This window comes from Faecalibacterium sp. Marseille-Q3530 (genome assembly GCF_017377625.1).
Classification (GTDB): Bacteria; Bacillota; Clostridia; order Oscillospirales; family Ruminococcaceae; genus Faecalibacterium; species Faecalibacterium prausnitzii_E.
Window position 1 is genome coordinate 401,155 of sequence record NZ_JAFREH010000001.1, and the last position, 20,785, is coordinate 421,939.

Annotated in this window: 20 protein-coding genes; 6 read left to right on the forward strand and 14 right to left on the reverse strand. The window is 61.0% G+C overall.

Features of this window, described 5'->3' with window-relative positions; translation table 11 throughout:
- Positions 1 to 97 precede the first annotated feature (97 nt).
- From J3350_RS01735 to J3350_RS01745, 3 genes are read left to right on the forward strand one after another with little or no spacing between them, the layout of a single operon-like run.
- The gene (locus tag J3350_RS01735; RefSeq protein ID WP_097792612.1) at positions 98 to 547 is read left to right on the forward strand and encodes an NfeD family protein; all 450 of its coding nucleotides are present in this window, start codon (positions 98 to 100) and stop codon (positions 545 to 547) included.
- A gap of 16 nt (positions 548 to 563) precedes the next feature.
- Positions 564 to 1,472, forward strand: coding sequence for an SPFH domain-containing protein (locus tag J3350_RS01740; protein ID WP_179859508.1), 909 nt, complete (start codon positions 564 to 566; stop codon positions 1,470 to 1,472).
- Between the two features lie 11 nt (positions 1,473 to 1,483).
- Positions 1,484 to 1,960, forward strand: coding sequence for a YhcH/YjgK/YiaL family protein (locus J3350_RS01745; RefSeq protein ID WP_207685487.1), 477 nt, complete (start codon positions 1,484 to 1,486; stop codon positions 1,958 to 1,960).
- Positions 1,961 to 2,016: 56 nt separating this feature from the next.
- On the opposite strand, the gene mgtE is transcribed toward J3350_RS01745, so the two are convergent.
- From mgtE to acpP, 6 genes are all read right to left on the reverse strand, one after another.
- Positions 2,017 to 3,396 carry a magnesium transporter gene (mgtE, locus tag J3350_RS01750; RefSeq protein WP_242700083.1) on the reverse strand — a complete coding sequence of 460 codons (1,380 nt, stop codon included), beginning with the start codon at positions 3,394 to 3,396 and terminating at the stop codon, positions 2,017 to 2,019.
- 334 nt (positions 3,397 to 3,730) lie between these two features.
- On the reverse strand, positions 3,731 to 4,357 hold the full coding sequence (locus J3350_RS01755) for an ABC-2 transporter permease (protein WP_207685489.1): 627 nt from the start codon (positions 4,355 to 4,357) through the stop codon (positions 3,731 to 3,733).
- The gene (locus J3350_RS01760) at positions 4,354 to 5,202 is read right to left on the reverse strand and encodes an ABC transporter ATP-binding protein (protein WP_207685490.1); all 849 of its coding nucleotides are present in this window, start codon (positions 5,200 to 5,202) and stop codon (positions 4,354 to 4,356) included. The genes J3350_RS01755 and J3350_RS01760 overlap by 4 nt, the downstream gene beginning before the upstream one ends.
- Positions 5,203 to 5,204: 2 nt before the next feature.
- On the reverse strand, positions 5,205 to 5,576 hold the full coding sequence (locus J3350_RS01765) for a GntR family transcriptional regulator (RefSeq protein ID WP_207685491.1): 372 nt from the start codon (positions 5,574 to 5,576) through the stop codon (positions 5,205 to 5,207).
- 140 nt (positions 5,577 to 5,716) lie between these two features.
- The gene (proS, locus tag J3350_RS01770) at positions 5,717 to 7,156 is read right to left on the reverse strand and encodes a proline--tRNA ligase (protein WP_207685492.1); all 1,440 of its coding nucleotides are present in this window, start codon (positions 7,154 to 7,156) and stop codon (positions 5,717 to 5,719) included.
- A 132-nt stretch (positions 7,157 to 7,288) separates the two neighbouring features.
- Entirely contained in the window at positions 7,289 to 7,522 is a 234-nt protein-coding gene (gene acpP, locus J3350_RS01775) for an acyl carrier protein (RefSeq protein WP_097792621.1), read from the reverse strand.
- Positions 7,523 to 7,770: 248 nt separating this feature from the next.
- Between acpP and dapF the strand changes: the two genes are divergently transcribed.
- Complete coding sequence (dapF, locus tag J3350_RS01780; RefSeq protein WP_207685493.1) at positions 7,771 to 8,619, forward strand: diaminopimelate epimerase; 849 nt, start codon at positions 7,771 to 7,773, stop codon at positions 8,617 to 8,619.
- A 27-nt stretch (positions 8,620 to 8,646) separates the two neighbouring features.
- Entirely contained in the window at positions 8,647 to 9,834 is a 1,188-nt protein-coding gene (locus J3350_RS01785; RefSeq protein ID WP_207685494.1) for an LL-diaminopimelate aminotransferase, read from the forward strand.
- 72 nt (positions 9,835 to 9,906) lie between these two features.
- Here the strand turns inward: J3350_RS01785 and J3350_RS01790 are convergent, their stop codons facing one another.
- The 8 genes from J3350_RS01790 to J3350_RS01825 form a co-directional block, all read right to left on the reverse strand.
- Entirely contained in the window at positions 9,907 to 10,035 is a 129-nt protein-coding gene (locus J3350_RS01790) for an oxaloacetate decarboxylase (RefSeq protein WP_097792624.1), read from the reverse strand.
- A 13-nt stretch (positions 10,036 to 10,048) separates the two neighbouring features.
- Positions 10,049 to 11,179 (reverse strand): sodium ion-translocating decarboxylase subunit beta, encoded by a 1,131-nt coding sequence (locus tag J3350_RS01795; RefSeq protein ID WP_097792625.1) that lies wholly within the window; start codon positions 11,177 to 11,179, stop codon positions 10,049 to 10,051.
- 243 nt (positions 11,180 to 11,422) lie between these two features.
- Entirely contained in the window at positions 11,423 to 12,310 is an 888-nt protein-coding gene (locus J3350_RS01800; RefSeq protein WP_207685495.1) for an aldose 1-epimerase family protein, read from the reverse strand.
- A gap of 22 nt (positions 12,311 to 12,332) precedes the next feature.
- Entirely contained in the window at positions 12,333 to 13,295 is a 963-nt protein-coding gene (locus J3350_RS01805) for a D-2-hydroxyacid dehydrogenase (RefSeq protein WP_207685496.1), read from the reverse strand.
- Positions 13,292 to 14,023: an NAD-dependent protein deacylase gene (locus J3350_RS01810; RefSeq protein ID WP_118551739.1), complete on the reverse strand. Its 732-nt coding sequence runs from the start codon at positions 14,021 to 14,023 to the stop codon at positions 13,292 to 13,294. Before J3350_RS01810 ends, J3350_RS01805 begins: the two co-directional genes overlap by 4 nt.
- A 91-nt stretch (positions 14,024 to 14,114) precedes the next feature.
- Entirely contained in the window at positions 14,115 to 15,005 is an 891-nt protein-coding gene (locus J3350_RS01815; protein WP_207685497.1) for an NAD(P)H-hydrate dehydratase, read from the reverse strand.
- A gap of 5 nt (positions 15,006 to 15,010) precedes the next feature.
- A complete protein-coding gene (locus tag J3350_RS01820; RefSeq protein WP_207685498.1) occupies positions 15,011 to 17,608 on the reverse strand; it encodes a translation factor GTPase family protein in 2,598 nt (865 codons plus the stop codon).
- Between the two features lie 15 nt (positions 17,609 to 17,623).
- On the reverse strand, positions 17,624 to 18,043 hold the full coding sequence (locus J3350_RS01825) for a hypothetical protein (RefSeq protein ID WP_097792631.1): 420 nt from the start codon (positions 18,041 to 18,043) through the stop codon (positions 17,624 to 17,626).
- A 376-nt stretch (positions 18,044 to 18,419) separates the two neighbouring features.
- Between J3350_RS01825 and J3350_RS01830 the strand changes: the two genes are divergently transcribed.
- The gene (locus J3350_RS01830; protein ID WP_207685499.1) at positions 18,420 to 20,450 is read left to right on the forward strand and encodes an ABC transporter substrate-binding protein; all 2,031 of its coding nucleotides are present in this window, start codon (positions 18,420 to 18,422) and stop codon (positions 20,448 to 20,450) included.
- Positions 20,451 to 20,785: the final 335 nt, after the last annotated feature.

Here is a 20,785-nt window from a genome sequence, read left to right on the forward strand (position 1 = left end):
CTTAAATCAGGACATCTTGTAATCCCGCCCTCGTTATTATATAATAAACAAAAAGAGGCCCTTCGTCTCGTTTCCATCTGCAAGGGAGGGAGTATCTATGCCCATTGACCCCATCTTCTGGCTCATCGCAGCCATCGGCTTTCTGGTGCTGGAGGGAATGACCTTCAGCATGGTATCCATCTGGTTTGCAGCGGGCAGCGCGGCCGCTCTGCTGAGCTGCCTGTTCTGGCCGTCGTTCCGGGTGCAGGCGGTGGTGTTCATCGTGGTCAGCATCCTCTGCCTGGCGGCGTTCAAGCCGCTGGCCGACAAGCTGCGCCGGAAGCACACCCCCACCAACGGCGACCGCAGCCTTGGCCGCGAGGCAAAGGTCCTGACCCCGGTCTCCGCCGGGAAGACCGGCCGTGTCCGGCTGGACGGCGTGGACTGGAACGCCCGCTGCGCCACCCCCGGCGACGCACTGGAGCCGGGCCAGACCTGCCGTGTGACCGAGATCCACAGTACCCTGCTCATCGTGGAGCCTGTCCTGACCGAATCATCCACCCACTGAAAAAAGGAGCGTCCCTATGCCCATCATGCTGTTTGTGATCCTTGCACTGGTCTTCGTCATCCTTCTCATCGTCATCACCAACATCGTCATCGTGCCCCAGTCCATGACCTACGTCATCGAGCGGCTGGGCAGCTACTCCGACAGCTGGAGCGCCGGCCTGCACGTCAAGATCCCGTTCGTGGAGCGGGTGGCCAAAAAGGTCAGCCTGAAGGAGCAGGTCGCCGACTTCCCTCCCCAGCCGGTCATCACCCGCGACAACGTCACCATGCAGATCGACACCGTGGTCTTCTTCCAGGTCATGGATGCCAAGCTCTACACCTACGGCGTCAACCAGCCCATTGCGGCCATCGAGAGCCTGTCTGCCACCACCCTGCGCAACATCATCGGTGAAATGGAGCTGGACCACACCCTGACCAGCCGCGATGTCATCAACGGCAAGATCACGGCCATCCTGGACGAAGCCACCGACAAGTGGGGCATCAAGGTCAACCGCGTCGAGGTCAAGAACATCATCCCCCCGCGTGAGATCCAGGAGGCCATGGAAAAGCAGATGAAGGCCGAGCGCGAGAAGCGCGCCGTCATCCTGAAGGCCGACGGTGAAAAGCAGGCCGCCATCACCGCCGCCGAGGGCGAAAAGGAAGCCGCCATCCTCCGCGCTGACGCCGTCAAGCAGCAGCGCATCCTCGAAGCCGAGGGCGAGGCACAGGCCATCCTCGCGGTGCAGCAGGCCAACGCCGACGCCATCCGCCTGCTGAACGAGGCCATGCCCAGCGACAAGGTGCTGGCCATCCGCAGTCTGGAAGCGCTGGCCAAGGTCGCCAACGGCAAGGCCACCAAGATCATCATCCCGTCCGAGCTGCAGAACCTCGGCGGCGTGGTGCCCAGCATCAAAGAGCTGCTGACTGACCCGAAGGACGCAGAATAAGGAGCCTGTTTATGATCTACGATACCCTGAACAACCTGCCCAACTATCTGGGCATGAGCGAAAATCTGGACGCCGTCATTGAGTTCGTCATGGCGCGGGACATCAACAACCTCCCCGCTGGAAAGACCCGCATCCTCGGCGAGAAGGCCGTCGTCACGGTCAGCACCGTGACCCCGCAGCCCGGCGACAAGGCCCCCTTCGTCCGCCGGGACACCCACCTGACGCTGGAGACCGACCTCGAAGGCAGCGAGCTGTTTGAAGTCTCGCTGGGCGAGTTCAGCCCCACCAAACCCACCGATGAGGCTGCTGACGTCACGGTCGGCAGTGCGGGCACCAGCATCGCCGGGATGCTCTGCGAAGGCCGCTTCGCCCTCTATCTGGCCGGGGAGCCGTACAAATCCGGCCTGAAAGCCCAGGGCTGCGGCAAGCTGAAAAAGGCCGTGTTCAGCATCGAGCTGGACGAGGACGCCGAAGAAAACGAAGCATAAAGAAACCCTCTCCGGTAAAGCCGACAGGCTTTGACGGAGAGGGTTTTGTATTGTGATCAACCCAGATGGAACAGATCAATGAGAACGACCATGGCAAGGCCGTAATAGACCACAACGGCCACCAGATCGTTGATGGTGGTGATGAGCGGGCCGGAGGCCACAGCGGGGTCGATGTGGATCTTGTGGAACAGCATGGGGATGACCGTGCCCACCAGACTGGAAACGACCATAGCGATGATCAGCGCCACGCCGACACAGCCGGACAGCAGGAAGGCTTCGCCCCAGGCATACGCCTTGAAGAAATGGATGTAGCAGCCCAGGAAACCCAGCGCCATCACAGCCAGCAGTGCGCCGTTCACCAGACCGACCCGCATCTCCTTCCAGAGCAGCTGGAGCTTTTTGGCGGTGGTCAGGTTCTCGTCCACCAGCACACGGATGGTCACGGCCAGCGACTGGGTGCCCACGTTGCCGGCCATATCCAGCACCATGGACTGGAAGCAGATGACGATGGGCAGCACCGCCACCACCGACTCGAACGCACCGACGACCGAGGAGACGAGCATTCCGAGGAAGAGCAGGGCGATCAGCCAGGGCAGGCGCTTCTTCACGCTCTCGAAAACGCCCTCGTTCAGGTCCTCTTCGCTGGTCAGACCGCCCAGTTTTGCGTAATCGTCGCCCATCTCGTCATCGACCAGTTCGACCACGTCGGACGAGGTGATGATGCCGACCAGCTTGCCTGCATCGTTCAGCACCGGGAGCGAGCGCTCTGCGTAGTCCACGATGCGGTCGATGCAGTCGCTGATCTTCTCGTGGTCGGTCACATAGGGGTACGACCGCGCGATGAGCTTTTCGAGCCGGTCGTCCGCGCGGGCAATGATGAGGTCTTTCAGGTCGATGGCACCATAGAACTTGTCGTTCTCGTCCACGACATACAGGGTGGAGATGTTGTCGTTCTCGCCCGCCTGCTTCACCAGCTCGCTCATCGCCTGCCGGATGGTCATATCCTTCCGGATGGAGATGTAGTTGGTGGTCATGCTGCTGCCGATCTCATCCTCGCCGTAGGAGAGCAGCATCCGGACGTCCTCAGCGGAGTCGCGATCCAGCTGGCCGACGATCTTGGCCTTGTCCTCTTCTTCGAGGTCATCCAGCGCGTCCACCGCATCGTCCGAGTCCATGTTGGAGACGACTTTCGCCGCCTTTTCCGAGGGCAGCTCTTTCAGATACGGCTCTGCATCGTCGAGGTAGGAGAAGATCTCGGCCACCCGCTCGATGCCCAGCACCGGGTACAGCTTCTGGCGCTCGTCCGGCGTCAGCGCCGTCAGCGCATCGGCCAGGTCATTTTCGTGGTAGTCGGAAAGCTTTTCCGCCAGCTCTGCCTGCGGCATACCGCTGTGGATGAGGTTCAGGATCTCTTCTTGGTAATTCTTCTTCTGCATCTTGGTTCCCTTCCTGCCCATTCCGGGCATAAAAAATACACCGCGTCGGTCAAGCTCGACTCCTGCGGTGTATCATGGGCACATGCAGTTCAGGACGCGGCAGACTCATTCGCCTGGCCCGCATCGCAGGAGAAACGTTGTTTGGGGTGATCCGTATGGTCACTGGACATGGAAATCAAACGCCTCCTGAAACTGAGATTTGCCGTTCGGCCTCGTTATGATACTACGGCCGGGCGGATTTTTCAAGCCCTTTTACAAAACTTTTACCGATTCTGAGCCGAATTTCAAGACATAATAAAACCGGAACGTATCGAAAGATACGTTCCGGTTTTTGTCACTTTTTGTATTTTCCGTACCACGCCACCGATACCCGCCACGACACGGCGTACAGCACCAGTGCCGCCGCCAGCAGCCCGCTCACAAGAACCGTCGCACTGGCACCGGAAAAGGCATCCATCAGGGCAATTCCTCCGCCCAGCATGGCCCCCATTCCTGCAAACATCAGCATGTACAGCATTCGGGCTTTTTCCGGACCAAAACGATAATACAGCGGAAGCATAATGCCATTCATCAGCAGTATCGCCAGCACGCCAAACTCCATCCAGATGCTAACCGGGGCATCTGGAAGCGGTTTTCCCAGCAGAACGATCACGCCGCATGACACGCCGCTCAGCCCAACGGAGACCGCTGCACAGATCACCCCGATAAGATATTTTTCCGCGACCTGAATTTTTCTGCTCATTGGCAAGGTCAGGCCGTACTCTGTCCACCCGCTGGAATGATCATATGCCAACAGGGAGACCGGCAGGATGCCCAGAAAAATGGCCGCATAGTTCATGGCAAAGGTAGACGCTCCCGATGCGCTCAGAGTCCAGATCACCAGAACAGCCAGAACTGTAAGGTACATCGTCTTCATGTTGCTTTTTATCTGGTACCAATCTTTTAATAATAAGCCCTTCATGCGTTCTTCTCCCCTTTCACCATCAATACAAACAGTTCCTCGATACTCACGGGCGTCAGGGCGCTTCCAGTGGGCACCCCGTCCCGTTTGACCAGCGCTTCGGCCCCGTAGGGTGTGACCCGCTGGCTGACCACGACGTCCGGAGCCAGCTCTTCCAGTTGAGCGGCGGTGCCGTGCCAGAGGGCGTACTCCTCCCGCAGCGTGTCCTTGTCCTCACAGAGCAGGAGCTTCCCCTTGTGCAGGAAGGCAATGGTGTCGCAGAGCTTTTCCAGATCACTGACAATGTGGGACGAGATAAGAATGGCGTGGTCTTCGTCCCGCACAAAATCCAGCAGCAGGTCGATGAGCTCATCCCGAACCACAGGGTCCAGGCCGCTGGTGGCTTCGTCCAGAAGCAGCAGCTTCGGATGGTGGGACAGTGCCACTGCAAGGCAGAGTTTCATCTTCATGCCGGTGGAGTATTCGTTATACTTTTTCTTAGCAGGCAGTTCAAAGCGCTTGCAAAATCCGGCATAGACCCCGGCGTCCCAATTGCGGTAGATGCCCGCCATCACCTTTCCCACCTGTTCGGCGGTCAGGCAGGTGGGGATGCCCTCGCCGCTCAGCACCACGCCGATGTCCTCCTTGGTGCAGGGGGATGCTTCCAGGTCGTCTTTCCCCAGCACCCGGATGGTGCCGGACTCCGGTGGAAGTATTCCCAAAATCAGCTTCAGGGTCGTGCTCTTGCCCGCACCGTTCTCGCCGATGAGGCCGCAGACCGTGCCGCCGGGCAGGGTCAAATCGATAGGGCCCAGGGTGAAACCCGGATACGTTTTCTGTACGCCGTGCAGTTCCAGTGCGTTCATCTTCATTCCTCCCACAGCAGTTCCAACATTTCGACAAGGTCGTTCTTTGCCAGCCCGCAGGGTGCCGCCAGCCGGACGGCTTCCGTCAGGTGTGCTTCGATTTTTTTCAGGTTCTCTTCCCGGAGCAGTTCCGTGTTTTTCGCCGCCACGAAGAAGCCTTTGGCCGGGATGGCATACAGAAAGCCCTCCTTTTCCAGCTCATCGTAGGCGCGTTTGGTCGTGATGACGCTGATGCGCAGGTCGCGCGCCAGCGCCCGGATGGACGGCAGCGCCTCGTCCGGCTGCAGATTACCGTTCAATATCTCATTTTTGATCTGGGTATAGATCTGGTCATAGATCGGTGCTCCGCTTTTGTTGTCGATAAAAAGATTCACGTTGCTCCCCCTCCGTCTTGTCTGTACATGTACAGTATATACAGATGGCACAGTGTTGTCAAGAGGTAACTGCAAAAAAGCAGCCGCTCCCAACGGGAACGGCTGCTTTTGGTTTTTCTTATGCAGTTCCTGCGAACGGCTCAGTAGGCCACGCCCCAATAGACCATAGCCTTGGCGGGCTTGCCGCAGCAGGGGCAGACATCGCTCAGGTGCTCCTGCGCGAAGGGCATACAGCGGCTGGACAGACCTGCTTCTTCCTTCATCTTCATCTCGCAGGCCAGGTCGCCGCACCACATGGTCTTGATATAGCCGGTGTTGGCCTTGGCCAGCTCCTTGACCTCGTCCATGGTGGTGGCTGCCCAGGTGCGCTTTTCGCGGTTGGCCAGAGCGCGCTCGTACAGGTCCTTGCGCAGGGCCTCCAGCTGGGCCGGGATGGCCGTTTCCAGCTCGTCCAGAGAGACGAAGACCTTCTCGCGGGTGTCGCGGCGGACCAGAACGCACTGGTTCTTCTCCAGATCCTTGGGGCCGATCTCCAGGCGGAGGGGCACACCCTTCATCTCCCACTGGGAGAACTTCCAGCCGGGGGCGTTGTCGCTGTCGTCCAGCTTGACGCGGGCGTACTTGCTGATCTTCTCAGCCAGCTCCGCGGCCTTCTCAGAAACACCGGGCTTGTGGGCGGCGATGGGCACGACCACGACCTGGATAGGAGCCACAGCGGGCGGCAGGATCAGGCCGTCGTCGTCGCCGTGGGTCATGATGATGGCACCCACCAGACGGGTCGAAACGCCCCAGCTGGTCTGGAACGGGTGGTGCAGCTGGTTGTCACGGCCGGTGAAGGTCACGTCATAGGCCTTGCTGAACTTGTCGCCGAAGTAGTGGCTGGTGCCGCTCTGCAGGGCCTTGCCGTCCTTCATCATCGCCTCGATGGTGTAGGTCGCCTCCGCACCGGCAAACTTCTCTTTATCGGTCTTGCGGCCCTTGACAACAGGGATGGCGAGATCCTGCTCGCAGACGTCTGCGTAGCAGTTCAGCTGCTGCTGGGTCTCAGCCTCAGCCTCGGCAGCGGTCTCGTGGATGGTGTGGCCCTCCTGCCACCAGAACTCGCGGCTGCGCAGGAAGGGACGGGTGGTCTTCTCCCAGCGCACGACGCTGCACCACTGGTTGTACTTCATGGGCAGTTCACGGTAGCTGTGCAGCACGCGGGACCAGTGGTCGCAAAACATGGTCTCGCTGGTGGGGCGCACCGCCAGACGCTCTTCCAGCTTGTCCGAGCCGCCCATCGTGACCCACGCCACCTCCGGCGCGAAGCCATTGACCAGCTCGCCTTCCTTCTGCAGCAGGCTTTCCGGGATCAGCACGGGCATGGCCACGTTCTCATGGCCGGTGGCCTTGAAGCGGGCATCCATGTCTTTCTGGATCAGCTCCCAGATGGCCTGGCCGTAGGGACGCAGGATGATAAAGCCCTTCACGCTGGAATACTCGACCAGCTCTGCCTTGACACAGATGTCGGTGTACCACTGTGCAAAGTTCTCTTCCTGGCTGGTGATCGCCTGCACGAGTTTCTTGTTGTCTTTTGCCATTTTCTTTTATCCTCCAAAGCCGTGCGCCAAACGCCCTGCTCCCAGGCCGTTCCGCACGAACTCATATTAAAAGCCCCGCCGCAGCACCGCCGTGTGCAGCGCCGGGAAACGGGGCCTTTTGCAACGTCCGGATCAGCCCTGATGGCTGTCCACAAAGTTCACCACGTCACCCACAGTGCGCAGCGTCTCGATGGCGTCATCCGGCACCTCGATGCCGAACTCATCCTCCAGCGTCATGACCATATCCACGATGTCCAGGCTGTCGGCCTCGAAATCGCTCATGATGTCGCTCTCCATCGTGATCTTGGCGGGGTCGATATCCAGCTGCTCCGCCAGCAGGGCACGAATTTTCTCAAAGGTATCCATTGTCACGGTCTCCTTTTGTCATCGATTCTTTGTTGTCCGCCCCGCGCAGCTGACCGGCCGCGCAAAGCACTCTCTATTTTTTATATCCCATGGGCCGCATCTTGTCAAGCCCTGTTTTGGATTCCGGCACGGATGCGGCGGAAATTTCCGATAAAAATTGCGGAAAGCACAGTTTTCCGCTTGACAGAATCCCGTTTGCTTCTTATGATAATAAGAGGTTCGTTATAACTACCGAAAGGATGAACGCGATGAAGTTCTCATTTACCAAAATGCAGGGCTGCGCCAACGACTATATCTATCTGGACTGCCGGGCTTCCGGCGTGCCGGAGAACATCGTTCCGCTGGCCCGGAAGCTCTCGGCGCGGCACTTCTCGGTGGGTGCCGACGGCATCATCTGCATCTGCGCCCCGGAAACGCCGGGCGCAGACGGCACCATGCGCATCTTCAACGCCGACGGCAGCGAGGCGCAGATGTGCGGCAACGGCATCCGCTGCGTGGCCGAGTGGCTGCATGTGCATGAACCGGCCTGCGCAGCAAAGCCCGTGCTGAAGATCGACACCCGCAGCGGCCGAAAGACGCTGACCCGGATGGGCGAGGAGCTGTGGCAGGTGGAGATGGGGGCCTATTCCACCCGCGCCGCCGACCTGCCCGCCGTGAACATGGGCGAAGGGCCGCTGGTCCGCTGCCCGCTGACGGTGGACGGCAAGACCTGGGAGGTCACCTGCATCAGCGTGGGCAACCCCCACTGCGTCACCCTTGTGCCGGAGGTGGACGGCCTCAAGCTGGAGGCCATCGGCCCGGCGTTCGAGTCCCACCCGAACTTCCCGGAGCGGATCAACACCGAGTTCGTCGAGTTTGTGGACCGCACCCACCTGAAGATGCGGGTGTGGGAGCGCGGCAGCGGCGAGACCTGGGCCTGCGGCACCGGCACCTGCGCCACGGTGGCCGCTCTGGTGGAGCAGGGCCTGTGCCCCGCGGGCGAGGACGTCCATGTGGCGCTGCGCGGCGGCGAGCTGACCATCCGGGTCCTGCCCGGCCGGCAGCTGCTCATGACCGGCGCGGCCTCCACCGTTTACGAAGCTGTTATCGAAGTCTAACGTTAGAAAGAATCGAGGGAACATACAATGAAAATGAATCATCATTACGGTGAGCTGAAGGCAAGCTATCTGTTCGTGGACATCGCCCACAAGGTCGCCGCCTATCAGGAAGCACACCCCGAAAAAGAGATCATCCGCCTGGGCATCGGCGATGTGACCCAGCCTCTGGCCAAGTGCGTCGTCACTGCCATGCAGGACGCCGCCGCCGAGATGGGCACCAAGGAAGGCTTCCACGGCTACGGCCCGGAGCAGGGCTACCCCTTCCTGAAGCAGGCCATCCAGGGCTACTATGCCGGCCGCGGCACCCGGCTGGACGAGGATGAGATCTTCATCTCCGACGGTGCCAAGAGCGACCTGGCCAACGTGCTGGGCCTGTTCGATGTGGACAACACCGTTCTGGTGCCGGACCCCGTCTACCCCACCTACGTGGACGACAACGTGACCGATGGCCGCAGGATCATCTACGGCCGCACCAGCCAGGAGAACGGCTTCCTGGGGATGCCCGATGAGAATGTGAAGGCAGACATCATCTATATTTGCAGCCCCAACAACCCCACCGGCGCCGCTTACACCCGCGAGCAGCTCAAGGAGTGGGTGGCCTATGCCCGCAAGAACAACGCCGTCATCCTCTACGATGCCGCCTACGAGTGCTTCATCACCGACGAGCACCTGGCCCGCAGCATCTTCGAGATCGAGGGTGCCCGCGAATGTGCCATCGAGATCTGCTCCTTCTCCAAGATCGCAGGCTTCACCGGCACCCGCTGCGGCTACACCATCGTGCCCAAGGAGCTGGAGCGCGAGGGCATGAACCTGAACAAGCTCTGGCTGCGCCGCCAGACCACCAAGTTCAACGGTGTGCCCTACGTCGTGCAGCGCGCCGCTGCCGCCGTCTTTACCGAGAGCGGCATGGCCGAGATCCAGCAGAACCTCGACTACTACCGCCAGAACGCCAAGGTCATCGCCGATGCGCTGGACGCATGCGGCGTGTGGTACTGCGGCGGCAAGAACAGCCCCTACATCTGGCTGCGCTGCCCCGGCAATATGAAGAGCTGGGAGTTCTTCGACTGGCTGCTGGAGAACTGCGGCGTCGTCGGCACCCCCGGCGTCGGCTTCGGTGCATGCGGCGAGGGCTATTTCCGCCTGACCGCTTTCGGCGATGCGGAGAAGACCCGGATCGCTGCTGAGCGCATCCAGACCGCCATCCAGGCCCTGTAATTTTTTGCAAGCAAAAAGGCGATGCAGTTTTTGTACGACTGCATCGCCTTTTCTGTTTTTTCCGGTCCGGTCTTATTTCCGGCCCGTCAGCCGGTTCAGCAGCATCACCGCCAGGACCAGCACACCGATGACGAGGATGATGCCGACCATTCCGATCACCATGATGGGCAGAGTGGTCATCCACGAAGAAAGATGAAGCATAAACACACCTCCGTTAAGCCATCAGAGTCAGGATCAGGCCGCCTGCAATGACGGACGCGATCTGCCCCGAAACGTTGACGCTGATGGAGTACATCAGCAGGAAATTCTGGTTGTCCTCTTCCAGGCCCATCTTGTTGACGACGCGGCCGCTCATGGGGAAGGCCGAGATGCCGGCAGCGCCGATCATCGGGTTCAGCTTTTTGCCCTCCGGCAGGAAGAGGTTCAGCAGCTTTGCAAACAGCACACCGCCTGCGGTATCGAAGACAAAGGCCACCAGACCCAGTGCGAGGATCAGCAGGGTGTCGGGCCGGACAAACTTGTCTGCGGTCATCTGCCCGGCCACGGTCAGGCCCAGCACGATGGTGATGAGGTTCGCCAGCACATTCTGCGCCGTTTCACTCAGCACATTCAGCACACCGCACTCCCGCAGCAGGTTGCCGAACATCAGGAAGCCCACCAGCGCCACACTGGCCGGGGCCACCATGCCCGCGATGATGGTCACAACGATCGGGAACAGGATCTTGGTCAGCTGGGAAACGCTGCCCTTCTCGTAGGACATCCGAATGCGGCGTTCCTTCCGGGTGGTCAGCAGCTTGATGACCGGCGGCTGCACGATGGGCACCAGCGCCATGTAGCTGTAGGCAGCCACCATGATGGCACCGAGGTACTGGGAATTGAGGGTGTTTGCCACGAAAATGGCGGTGGGGCCGTCGGCTGCACCGATCACGGCGATGGATGCGGCATCCTTCAGGTCAAAGAAGAAACCCGCCAGGAACAGCGTGAAAAAGATGCCGAACTGTGCTGCCGCACCAAAGAGCATGAGCCACGGCTTTTCCAGCAGGGGGCCAAAGTCGATCATGGCACCGATGCCGATGAAGAGCAGCAGCGGGAACAGCTCGTTGGACATGCCCGCCTCAAACAGGGCCGAAATGGGGCCGACGGTCTCGCCCTGGGTGATGGCACCCGACAGGGGCAGGTTGACCAGAATGGCACCAAAGCCCATGGGCAGCAGCAGGCTCGGCTCCATCTTTTTTGCGATGGCAAGGTAGATGAGCAGCGCACCGATGCCCCACATCACCACCATCTGCCAGGTCAGATTCCCGAAATTGGAAAAGAGCCCGGCGAACGTGTTCAGAAAGTTCATAGTTTTACCTCCTCGTGTTCCGGTGCCAAAGGCAAGAAAAAAGAGACTCCTGCCACAGCACCCTGTCTGTGACAAAAGTCTCAAGCGAACACATGACATCGGGCATTTCTGCCGTGATGACGCTGCCATGCAGCACCCCGCAGACCCTGCGGAGCGCCCCTTACTCCCTTTTATCGGGTCTTATTAAATCAGACTGCATCCCCGCTGTCAAGAGATTTTCCGGATTCTTTGCCAAATTTTGCTTCAGCGCTCGAATGTCGTGCTCAGGGTCGTGGCCCAGTGCTGGCCGGGAGCGAGGCAGGCGGCGGCAGCGCGTTCGGTCCAGGCCTGCGGGTCGTTCTCGGCACCGGGCAGGGACTGCCACGGCTCGATGCAGACGAAGCGGACCGGCTTTGCCGGGGCCGACCAGATGAGGGAATACGGGTAGCCCTCAACGTTGCAGACGATGTGGCGGCCGGTGTCCTTTTCGTAGATGCCCAGCGTCCTGGTGCGCAGGCCCGCCATGCAGAAGCTGTCGTTGGCGAAGAGGTCGTCCGTGAGCGGGATGGCGGAGACGTTTTTCCACCGGTAGCCGCACCTGCCAGTCAGCAGGCCGTTGGGATAAGCGTCCAGAATCATCGGGCTTTCGGGCTGGTCGAAACGGAACTCGTAATCGGTGGTGGTGTGGCTGGCATCAAAGGGGATGCGGAAGGCCGGGTGATAGCCGATGCCGAAGCGCAGCTCCTCTGCGGCGGTTTCGGGGTTCGCGACCGTCAGGGTGTGGTGGACGGTCTTCCCCTCCAGCCGGAAGGTGCTGGTGAGGACAAAATCAAAGGGGAAGCGCTCGGCCTTGATCGCATCGTTCGAGCGCAGTTCCAGCTCAATGGTGTCGCCCTCGGCGCGGAGCAGGGTGTGCTCCAGATCCCGCGCAAAGCCGTGCTGGCCGCCCTTGTAGGTCTTGCCGCCATGGGTGAAGGTGCCGCCGGGCAGTTTACCGGTCCAGGGGAAGAGGATGGGCGCATGACGCTTCCAGACCGCCGGGTCGGCCTGCCAGAGCAGCTCTTCGCCCGCTGCGTTCTTCAGGCTGACGGCCTCCGCGCCAAGGGTGTCCACGGTCAGGGTCAGAAATTCGTTGTGGATGGTTGCCTGCATGATTCGTTCTCCTTTTTTATTGTTATCGGTTGACGATGTGCTCGCCGTTTCCGTCCAGGAAGGTGCGCAGGTTCCGGGTGGTGATGTCCATCAGGTTCTGCAGCGCTTCCTTTGTCGTCCATGCAATGTGCGGGGTGAGGAGGGCGTGGGGCTCCTTCCGGAGCGGGCTGTCCGCCGGGAGGGGTTCGGTGGCAAAGGCATCGGCCCCGTAAAAGCCCAGCTGCCCGCTGCGGAGCGCCGCCGTGACCGCTGCTTCGTCCACAAGGGCACCGCGCGCGGTGTTCAGCAGGATGGCACCGGGCTTCATCTGCGCCAGCACCTCCGCACCGATGAGCCCCCGCGTCTGGGGCGTGGCCGGGCAGTGAAGGCTGAGGACGTCGCTCTCCTTCAGCAGGTCGGCAAACGGCACGAACTCCACACCGTCGGCGGCATATTCCGGCCGGACGGTCCGGGTGCAGACGAGCACCCGCATCCCGAATGCTCTGGCGATGCGGGCCGTCTGCCGCCCGATGCTGCCGTAGCCGTAGATGCCGAAGGTCTTGCCGTACAGCTCCATCTGGGGCAGCAGGCCGTAGCCTGCCGGGATGTCCAGCTGCCACAGGCCGTCCTTGACGGCGCGGTCATACCGCTCGGCACACTGGACGATGGCCAGGAGCAGGCTGAAGGTCATCTGCGCCACGCTGTAGGTCGAGTAGCCGGGCACATTCGCTACGGCCACGCCATGGCGGCGGCAGGCGTCCAGATCCAAATTGTCGGTGCCGGTGGCGATGATGCCCACGAACTTCAGGTTCGGGCACTGGGCCAGGATGGCTTCATCCATCCGGCATTTGTTGAGGAAGACGACCTCGGCATCCCCGATGCGGGGCGCGATCTCCTCATAGGCCGTGCGGACGTAGCTGGTGGTATCCGGGATGAGGGCCTTGACCCCCGACCAGTCGAGGTCGTCCTCGTGCATGACATAGCGTTCCAGAATGACGGCTTTCATCGCTTCTCCTCCAATTCCACGTCCTCGCGGAGCACCTGCCCGATGGGCTGGGCGATGCACAGGTCTGCGCTTTCGTCCGCTGGGGTGGGCTGCATGTTGATGACGACAAGATGTCGGCCCCGGAAATACCGCAGCAGCCCCGCCGCCGGGTAGACCACCAGACTGGTGCCGCCCACGATGAGGGTATCGGCCCGGCGGATGGCCTGCACGGCCCCGGAGACGACCTCGTCGTCCAGCCCCTCTTCGTAAAGGACCACGTCCGGCTTGACGATGCCGCCGCAGTCCGGGCAGCGGGGCACACCGGTGCTGTTGGCGATGAAGTCGATGTCGTAGAACTTGCCGCATCCGGTGCAGTAGTTGCGCAGGGTGCTGCCGTGCAGCTCATAGACCGTTTTGGACCCCGCCGCCTGGTGCAGGCCGTCGATGTTCTGGGTGACGACCGCTTTCAGCCTGCCCTCGCGTTCGAGTTTGGCCAGCCGCAGATGGGCTGCATTGGGCCTTGCCCCTTTCACGATGAGCTTATCGCGGTAAAAACGGTAAAATTCCTCTGGATTTTGTTCCCAGAAGGTGTGGCTCAGGATGGTTTCGGGCGGGTAATCGTATTTCTGATGATACAGCCCGTCCACGCTCCGGAAATCCGGGATGCCGCTCTCCGTGGAGACGCCTGCACCGCCGAAGAAGACGATGCTGTCGCTCTCCTGGATGATCTTTTCCAGCGCAGGAACCATAACAAAAAACGCCCCTTTCCAGCAGATTTGGTTACACGTCCAGTATAACACAAATCCGGCGGAAAGGAAGCGTTTCTTTTGGTTCTCTGGTTCAGCGGCCGTTCTCGGCAAACAGGGTGCCGAGGGCCGCAAAGAGGTCGTGCGGGAGCATCCCGGCCTCGCCGTGCACGGCGGCGGCGCGGTCGGCAGCGGCCCCGTGAAGGTAGACCGCGCAGACGGCGGCCTCAAAGGCAGGCAGCCCACAGGCCAGCAGGGCGCTGGTCATACCGGCCAGCACATCGCCGCTGCCCCCGCGCGACAGGCCGGGGTTACCGGTGGGGTTCACCGCGCACCGGCCATCCGGAGCCGCGATGACCGTCTGCGCCCCCTTGAGCACGACCACGGCGTTCCACGCTCTGGCAAACCGCAGAGCGGTGCCCTCCCGGTCGGCGTGGATGGCCGCAGCGGACAGCCCGGTCAGCCGGGCCATCTCACCGGGGTGGGGCGTTAAAATCAATTCACCCATCGGATGAAGCGTTTTTCCAACTTGCAGCAGGTCGGCGGCGGCGTTCAGGCCGTCGGCATCCAGCACGGCACTGCCCGCAAAACCGGGCAGGAGCGTTTGCACCAGCGTCCGGGTCTCGGCAGCGCGGGCCGCGCTCTGGGCCGTGTAGCCCAGCCCCGGCCCCAGCAGAAGGACGGTCGCCTTCTGGCGCTGGATGCGGGGGATGTTTTCCGGCGCGATGCCGCCTTCGGCCCCGGCCTCGCAGGGGCAGAGGCAGCACTCCGGCAGGCGGGCAGACACCGCCGCCAGCACCGGTTCCACGCTGGCCAGCGTGACGATGCCCGCACCGGTGCGCAGAGCGCCCTCCACCGCCAGCGCTGCCGCGCCCCGGTAGCTGGCGCTGCCTGCCACGGCCAGCACGGCCCCGAAGGTGCCCTTGTGGCTGTCCCGCGGGCGGGGGCGAAGACACGTCCAAACGTACGCGGCGTCTGTTTTCATAAGGTTTACACCTCTCCCTGCAAATAGTTCCGGATCTCCTTCTCGACCTCCTGCACTTCCTGATGGAACATGCGGGCCGAGACGCGGAGGGCACCGTGGCCCAGAATGATGATCTGTTCCATGCCGTCGGAGGTGGCTACGCGGACCCGCCGCCCCTTGCCGATCTCGTGGGTGACATGCTCGATGAACATATCCGCCGTCTCGGCCTCCTTGGTGTAGACAACGTGGATGTTGTGGTATTGCTCGATGACGCCGGGGCTGCCCGGCACACGGTAGGCATCGAACACGAGGATGAGTACACACTTTTTGAACCCCTGATAGTTGCACAGGATGTCCATCAGCTTCTTGCGGGCGGCATCAAGGCTCTGTTTGGAGAGCTCGTTCAGCTCATCCCACGCAAAGATGATGTTGTAACCATCCACCAACAGGTATTCGGGCGCGATCTCCCACTGCTCGGCGTCAAAATCCGGGCGCTCGGTCTTCCGGGTCGGGCGGAATGCGGCCAGCGGGTCCCGCTTGATGGGGCCATAGGTCTGCTCAAAGATCTTCAGCAGCTCGGCGTCCTCTTCCAGCGTGGCGCGGTAGGCGGCCATCCGGCGGGGCCGGGTGGCGGTCTCTTCCGCCGGGCGGGCGGTCTTGCCCCAGCCGCTGTCCACGTGCATGTGGCTGCGCACCTGTTCCCAGGGCACCACGAACCCGGACCCATGGGAGCAGAAGACCGAATCCGCCGGGTTGTCGAGGTCATGTTCCGGCTCGTAGCCAATGGCCGCCAGCACCTCGTCGGTGTTGTGGCAGGGGCGGTAGCCATCCAGCGTCAGACTCAGGTGCCCCCGGCCCCGCGTGTAGCCCACCACATCCATCGGATAGCTGCGCATCGTGGAGGCCGGGGCTGTGCCGGTCAGGGTGGCCGTCTGACCATCCGGGGTCGTCTGGGGCGGGTCGAAGCTGCCGCCCATCTGCTGGATGTCGTTCATCGCGCGGCCTACATTCTCGGCCGGAAGTTCCAGCCGGAAGGCGTACCACGGCTCCAGCAGCTGCACTTTGTGGATCTGCGCGGCCATCATCAGGCCCTGCCGCACGGCGCGGTAGGTCGCCTGCCGGAAGTCGCCGCCCTCGGTATGCTTCAGGTGGGCGCGGCCCGCGATGAGGGTGATCTTCACATCGGTCAGCGGGGCACCGGCCAGCACACCAAGGTGCTGTTTTTCTTCGAGATGGGTCAGCACCAGACGCTGCCAGTTCTTATCCAGCACCTCTTCGCGACAGTCGGCCGCAAACTGCATCCCGCTGCCGCGGGGCAGAGGTTCCAGCTTGAGGTGGACTTCGGCATAGTGGCGGAGCGGCTCATAGTGGCCCACGCCCTCGATGGCCTCGGTGATTGTCTCCTTATATAAAATGCCGCCGGGGCCGAAGCACACCTCCAGCCCATAGCGCTCTGCCAGCAGGCTCCGGAGCACCTCCAGCTGGATCTCGCCCATGAGCTGGACGTGGATCTCGCCCAGCGTCTCGTTCCAGACGACGTGGAGCTGGGGTTCCTCTTCTTCCAGCCGATGGAGCTTGCCGAGGGCTGCGTGGACGTCGGCCCCCTCCGGCAGAAGCACCTGATAGCTCAGCACCGGCTCCAGGACCGGCAGGTCGCCGTCCCGCTCTGCGCCCAGACCCTCGCCGGGGTGGGCTTTGGTCAGGCCGGTGACGGCGCAGACCTGCCCCGGCCCGATGCGCTCGGCCAGCGTATACTTGGCACCGGAGTAGAGGCGGAGCTGGTTGGCCTTTTCGGCCCAGGGCTCCCCGTCCACTTCGCCGGTGAGCTGGGCCTTGACCTTCAGTTCGCCGCCGGTCACGCGCAGCCAGGTCAGCCGGGCCCCCTGCTCATCCTGCGAGATCTTGAACACCCGTGCGCCGAAAGCTTCCAGCGCGGGAGCCGGGCGGGTGAAGCGGTCCAGCCCGGCCAGAAGTTCGTCCACACCCTCCAGCCTGAGCGCTGCGCCGAACCAGCACGGGAAGACATGCCGCCGGGCGATGGCCGGGAGAACGTCGGCATCGGTCAGCTCCCCTTTGTCGAGGACGGTTTCCATCAGCCGCTCGTCGCAGAGGGCCAGCGCTTCGTCGCGGGCGGCCGCATCGGCCCCGAAATCCACAAAGCCGTCCCCCAGCCGATGGTTGAGCTGTTCCAGCAGCGCCTCCCGGCCGGGGCCGGGCAGGTCCATCTTATTGAGGAAAACGAAGGTCGGGATGTGATACCGCCGCAGCAGACGCCAGAGCGTTTCGGTGTGGCTCTGGACGCCGTCGGTGCCGCTGATGACCAGCACCGCATAATCGAGCACCTGCAGGGTGCGCTCGGTCTCGGTGGAAAAGTCCACATGGCCGGGGGTATCCAGCAGGGTGAAGTCGGTGTTTCCTGCCGTCAGCAGGGCCTGTTTGGAAAAGATGGTGATGCCGCGCGCCTTTTCCAGCGCGTCGGTGTCGAGAAAGGCGTCCTTGTGGTCCACGCGGCCCAGCTTCCGGATGGCACCGGCGCGGTAGAGCATGGCTTCGGAAAGGGTGGTCTTGCCGGAGTCCACATGGGCGAGGATGCCCACCACCAGCTGCTTGTGCGGGTTCTCCATGGTCTGCACCCTTCCTTATAAAAAGCTGATGCAGAGCGCCACCACCACCAGCGGCACCCCCAGCACCAGATTGGAGAGCATACTGCAATAGGTACGCTCCTCCGGCTCCAGCTCCTCAAAGGAGACGATCTTCTCGTCGGCATAGTCCATGATGGAGCGGGTGGCGTGGAACTTTTTCTGCGGCTTGATCCCCTTGAACTCTTCGAGCAGGTGGTGGATGGTCAGGCCGTCCAGCCGCATATAGTCCACCCACGCCCAAATGAGCAGCACCACGCCGCACAGAAAGCCAGGTGCCTCCCACATGGAGAAGGTGCCGTCGCTGACATACCGCTCCCACAGCAGCATCAGCACAGCCACGATGGAAGTGCGGGTCACAGTTTTATATAAGATGGGATGAAGCATATAGCCTTTGTACATCGCGCGTAGTTTTTTCATGGTTTGCTCCTTATTCCGATACAGATACATTTTATTGTAGCATGTTTTTATGAAAAAAGATAGCAGAATCGTCCGTGGTGAAAAAACAGTCCACTTTTTTCTTTGGAAGCCTGCCGCTTCCCGCAGCCACCCGGCGCTTTGGATTCTTTTGCATTTTTCCACTGTTGCTTTTCATGCAAAAGCGGCTGTCACCCTTTTGTTTCCAATTCATTGCTTTAATCCATTGACTTCTTTTCAATACAGTGCTAAAATATCCGAAGTGCGACTTTTGCCCTTCCTGTGCATTTTTTCGTGGAGGACAGGCCACACTCGTTCAGGAATAGGAAAAAACGGCGCAGGAAGACCGCCTGTGCCAGAGATCTGGGAGGATCCATCCATGAGTATCAATTTTGAGTCTCACAAGCTCGACCGCCGCAGCTTCCTCAAGGGCGCAGGCATGGTCGGCGCAGCCAGCCTGCTGGCCGCATGCGGCGGCAAGTCCGACAACGGCAGCAGCGCTGCTTCCACCAGCGGTGCCGCAGCCCCCAACACCACCGGTGCCACCCCGCTGAAGGAGTTCATCTCTTTTGAGAGCGGCAACCGTGAGCTGGAAAGCTGGAACATGCTGTACACCCAGAAGGCTGAGGACGCCAACGTCATCACCAACCTGTGGGACGGCCTGCTGAGCTTCGACTGCTACGGCAAGGTCGTGCCCGCCATCGCTTCCAGCTGGGAGCACAACGACGATTCCACCGTCTGGACCTTCCACCTGCGCGATGACGTCGATTGGGTCGATGCCAACGGCGAGGTGAAGGATCACCTGACCAGCAAGGACTTCCTGGTCGGCTTCGAGTGGGTCATGAACTCCTACAAGAACGAGGCCAACAACACCTCCATGCCCAACGATACCGTCGTGGGCGCTGCCGATTACTACGAGCAGACCAAGGCAGCCGGCGACGCTGCCGCCGACATGACCTATGAGGACATGCTGGCTGCCGGTGTCGGCATCGAGGCTCCCGATGACTACACTCTGGTCTTCACCTGCAAGGATCCCTGCCCGTATTTCGACACCGTGGCGGCTTACAACAGCTTCTACCCCGTCGCTCCCGCCCTGCTCGACGAGCTAGGCATCGAGGGCTTCCGCGGCTGCGACAACACCACCATGTGGTACAATGGCCCGTACGTCGTCGAGGAGTATATCCAGGGCAACACCAAGAGCTATATCCCCAACCCCAGCTACTACGATGCAGCCAACGTCAGCCGCTTTGAGCGTCTGACCATCACCATGATCTCCGATGGCTCCATCAGCCTGCAGCTGTACGAGAATCGTGAGCTGGACGAGGTCGATCTGGGCGAGAGCAGCATCGCCACCATCCAGGCCGATCCTTCCAACGTGTTCAACCAGCAGCTGTGCGAGAAGCGCCCCAAGAAGTTCAGCTACTGCTTCATCTTCAACTACGACAAGCGCAAGGCCGACGGCACCGCCGATGAGAACTGGAACAAGGCCATCGCCAACAAGGCATTCCGCCAGTGCTTCTCCAAGGGTCTGGAGCTGTCCAAGTTCTACGCTCGCTACAACCCCATCAACCCGCTGAAGTGCGAGAACGACTTCTTTACCATGAGCGGCCTGTGCTACACCACCGACGGCACCGATTACACCAGCCTGGTCGCTAAGGAGCTGGGTCTGGACGGCGAGAAGTATGATGGCAAGACCATGAAGCGTCTGCGCGCCAACAACGGCGACATCACCGACCTGAAGAAGCAGGCCATGGACGAGCTGAGCGCCATCGGCGTCACCTTCCCGGTGCACTGCTCTTACTATATCCTGGCCGGTTCCACCACCGCTCTGGACAGCGCGACCGTCCTGAAGCAGTGCTTCACCGACAGCTTCGGCGATGACTTCATCGTGCTGGACATTGAGACCTTCGTCTCCTCCACCATGAAAGAGGTCGTGGCACCCAAGCTGCAGAGCTTCGTCCACATGGGCTGGGGCGCTGACTTCGGCGATCCCATCAACTTCCTGACCCAGATCGTCGTCCACGACGACAACGCTTACTACAGCTGCAACATGACCAACATCGAGGGCATCGCCGAGAACGGTGCCGCCGATTACCAGAAGGATCTGGTGGCTGCCTACGAGCAGTTCACCGACCTGGTCAACGAGGGCCGCGCCATCGTCAACGACACCGATGCACGCTACGCCGCCTTCGCAAAGGCTGAGGCCTACTTCCTGGAGGAGAACCTGATCTTCCCCACCGTCTACGATGTGACCTGGTGCCTGACCCACGCCAACGAGTACAGCAAGATCAACGCCATGTACGGCCCCTGCAACTACAAGGCGGTCAACTGGGAGACCAGCGAAGAGGCTTACACCACCGAGCAGTACGAGGAGTTCGCCGCTGCTTTCGATGCAGCCACCCAGGCCTGATCGGTTTTTGAGCGCATTCTAAGTTAAGCACTTTTCCCCCGGCGGGAGCTGTTCGCAAAGCGGATGGCTCCCGCTCTTTTATTATGTAAAGCGTTTCGCACCTGTTCGTTTGTGAAGAACAATTTCGGTTGTTTTGTGTTTCAAAAACAGTGTTAAACTTTTTGCATCCTTCGTCAGACAAAAACAAATATATTTCATCAATTTCCACAGTCTGTCTTTCTTTTTTGAAGAGGTTCCTGTCCATGCTCCATTGACAGCTTATTCTTTTAATGGTATAATAATCAGCGTGTTAAGGTTTTGCGGGAGGAGCACAGGCACAGACAGAGGGGTCTGTA